The organism is Promineifilum sp. (SeqCode) (assembly GCF_041918635.1).
In the GTDB taxonomy this organism is placed as follows: domain Bacteria; phylum Chloroflexota; class Anaerolineae; order Promineifilales; family Promineifilaceae; genus Promineifilum.
In genome coordinates, this window is record NZ_JAYRVJ010000630.1 from 1 (window position 1) to 3,360 (window position 3,360).

General features: G+C 68.9%; 3 protein-coding genes. All 3 read left to right on the forward strand.

The genetic code is table 11. The features are described 5' to 3' along the window. The first annotated feature begins 97 nt into the window (after positions 1–97). Positions 98–331, forward strand: coding sequence for a hypothetical protein (locus ACE3UY_RS18535; protein ID WP_374688966.1), 234 nt, complete (start codon positions 98–100; stop codon positions 329–331). A gap of 1 nt (position 332) precedes the next feature. Beyond that, the gene (locus ACE3UY_RS18540; protein WP_374688967.1) at positions 333–1,007 is read left to right on the forward strand and encodes an rRNA adenine methyltransferase; all 675 of its coding nucleotides are present in this window, start codon (positions 333–335) and stop codon (positions 1,005–1,007) included. A 68-nt stretch (positions 1,008–1,075) separates the two neighbouring features. Next, on the forward strand, positions 1,076–3,360 hold a 2,285-nt coding region (gene ptsP, locus ACE3UY_RS18545), incomplete at its 3' end, for a phosphoenolpyruvate--protein phosphotransferase (protein WP_374688968.1).

The following is a 3,360-nucleotide window of genomic DNA, read 5'->3' on the forward strand; positions in this document are numbered from 1 at the left end:
GCGCGCTGGCGATCTTATACGGTTTGTGGCTCGCCATTTCTTTACAACGGCTGGCCGGCTAGACTCTCTCTAGACCTGACAGGTCTGGGAAACGCCTATGACCAAGAATACCAACAAATCGCCGGGCAACGGCAAACGCGAAGGCCAGCCTGTCCAGTTCAACCGGCGATTCTACTGGATTCGCGCCGCGCTGGTGACGGCGCTGGTTTTCATCTTCATCCTGTGGTCGCGCCGCGCGTCGCTGGACACCACAGCTTACCTGTGGGCGTCCGGCTTCGCCGCGGCCACCTTGCTCTATTTTGTCGTCAGCTACTACATGCTGCGTCGGTAGCGTGGACGTGGCCGGGGGAGCCATGCGGCTGGAAGGCGCGGATTCTGTCAGAGTTGCCTGCTGTCCTCAGCGATTCGCGAAAGCCGCGGACGACGCTTCCTGGGAGCATCTCTGGGCGCCTTACGATGAGGCGACGTATGAGCGGGCATTGCGCTACGTGCCGGCCGGCGCGGCCGTCCTCGACATTGGCGCGGGCGACCTGCGCTTCGCCCGCCAACTGGCGGCGCGGGCGCGCATCGTCTACGCCATCGAGCTACAGGCGGCGCTGCTCCCTTCTTCTCCCCTGCCCCCCTGCTCCCCTCCTCCCCTGCCGCAAGACGAGACATATCTGCCGCCCAACCTCATCGTCCTCTGCGGCGACGCGCGCACGCTGCCCTTCCCGGCCGGCATCGACACGGCCGTGCTGCTGATGCGCCACTGCGCCCACTTTAGTCTCTATCGGGAGAAGCTGGAAGCCATCGGCTGCCGCCGGCTGATCACCAACGCGCGCTGGCGAATGGGCGTGGAGTGCATTGACCTGGCCCGCAGGCCGCAGCCTTATAGCGAGTTGGCCCTGGGCTGGTACGCCTGTCGCTGTGGCGCGACCGGCTTCCGTCCCGGCCCGCCCGAAGCGCTCGACGAACGCCTCGCGGACACTGTCCACGAAGTCGAGCGCTGTCCGGAATGCCAGACCTGACAGGTGTCGCCGTCGCGGTGACGGCGACACCTGTCAGGTCTAATCTGTGGATTCTTCTCTTAATCATCATGGTCGGAATCGTCGTAGTCTCTCATAGTGCACAATTGGCCGCGGGGGTGCGGGAACTGGCGGAGCAGATGACCCAGGGCAGAGTGCCTTTGGCCGTCGCCGGCGGCATCGACGACCCGGAAAGCCCCATCGGCACTGACGCGATGAAGGTGCTGGAGGCGATCAACGCCGTCTACAGCGATGACGGCGTCGTCGTCCTGATGGATTTGGGCAGCGCCCTGCTGAGCGCCGAGATGGCGCTCGAGTTCCTGCCGGACGAGCAGCGCGAGCGCGTCTTCCTGTGCGCCGCGCCGCTGGTGGAAGGCGCGCTGGCTGCCGCCGTCCAGGCCGCCGTCGGCGCGTCGCCCCAACAGGTGATGGCCGAAGCCGAAAGCGCTCTCTCCGTCAAAATCGAGCAACTAGGCGGAGTTCCCCCCGCTCCCCCGCTCCTCAGCTCCCCTGCGCCCCAACCGCCGGACTCCATGCCGGCCCATGCTCAGGAACAGATCAGTCTAGCCATCCCCAACCGCCTCGGCCTCCACGCCCGCCCGGCGGCGCGCTTCGTCACCATCGCCAACCGCTTCACGGCCGACATCCGCGTGAGCAAAGGCGAGCGCAGCGCCAACGCCAAGAGCATCAACCAGGTAGCGACGTTGGGCGCGCGCCAGGGGGACTCTGTCCTCGTCACCGCCACCGGGCCGGACGCCGCCGCCGCGCTGGCCGCCTTGCAAGCCCTGGCTGACGACAACTTCGGCGACCGCGACGAGGCCCCCGCCGCTACTCAACCGACCCAGTACGGGCGGGTTTCAAACCCGCCCCTACCACTGACCACTGACTACCTAACCGGCATCCCCGCCTCCCCCGGCGTCGCCCTCGGCCCGGCCGCCCTCTACCGGCCGCGCCTGCCGGAAGTGGTCGCCCGGCGCGTCGACGACCCGGCGGCTGAGTGGCAGCGGCTGCAGGCGGCCATCGCCACGGCGCGCGGCGAGATCGATGCCCTCCACCGTCGCGCTGTGCAGCAGATCGGCCCGGAGGAGGCGGCTATCTTTGAGGCCCACGCCCTCTTCCTGGACGACCCGGCCCTGACCGAGGCCGCGCGCGCCCGCCTCTACGCCGGCTCGCTCAACGCCGAAGCCGCCTGGCGCGACGAGACGTCGGTCATGGCCGCCGCTTACCGCGACATGGACGACGAGTACATGCGCGCCCGCGCCGCCGATGTGGAAGACGTGAGCCGGCGCGTCTTGCGCCATCTCATCGGCCTGGAGCCGCCCTCGCTCGATTTCGCCGCGCCCTCCATCCTCATCGCCGCCGATCTGACCCCCTCGGACACGGCGCGGATGGACCCGGCGCGGGTGCTGGCGATCTGCACCGAGTTGGGCGCGGCGACCGCCCACAGCGCCATCCTGGCCCGCGCTCTGGGCATCCCGGCCGTCGTCGGACTGGGGCACGACATCTGGCAAGTGGCCGAAGGGCAGCAGATCGCCGTCGATGGCGAAGCGGGCGCGCTTTGGCCGCGGCCGGACGCGGCGCAACTGGCGGCGCTGACGGCGCGGCGCGACGCCTGGCAGGAGGCGCAACGCCGGGCCAAGAGCGCCGGGCAGGCCCCGGCTGTCACCCGCGACGGCCGGCGCGTGGAGATCGCCGCCAACGTTGGCGGGCTAAAGGACGTAGGATTGGCGCGGGAGTACGGCGCGGAGGGCGTGGGGCTGTTCCGCACCGAGTTCCTGTTCATGGATCGCGACGCGCCGCCGACCGAAGAGGAGCAGTACGAGGCATATCGCCGCGCGGCCGAGTTGATGGGCGACCGGCCGCTCATCATCCGCACTCTAGACGTGGGCGGCGACAAGCCGTTGCCCTATCTTGACCTGGGCGAGGAGGCCAATCCCTTCCTGGGGTGGCGGGCCATTCGCTTCTGCCTGGAACGCCCCGACATCTTCAAGCCCCAATTGCGGGCCATCCTCCGCGCCAGCGCCGCCACTCCCCTCCCCTCGGGAGGGGCCGGGGGAGGGATCAGCAGTGGCCCCAACGTCAAGCTCATGTTCCCCATGATCGGCGCGCCCGGCGAAGTGCGCGCGGCCAAGGCCATGCTGGACGAGGCGAGGGTCGAACTACGCGCCGCGGGCGTGGCCTTTGACGAGCGGATGGAAGTCGGCATCATGATCGAAGTCCCCTCGGCCGTGGCCGTAGCCGACCAACTGGCGCGCGAGGTGGATTTTTTCAGCATCGGCACCAACGACCTGACCCAGTACGTCATGGCCGCCGACCGCGGCAACGCCCGCGTGGCCGCGCTGGCGAACCCCTTCCA

Bases quoted from the DNA above. Each gene is read 5' to 3' on its own strand.
- ACE3UY_RS18535 (WP_374688966.1), top strand. From the start codon at position 98: ATGACCAAGAATACCAACAAATCGCCGGGCAACGGCAAACGCGAAGGC.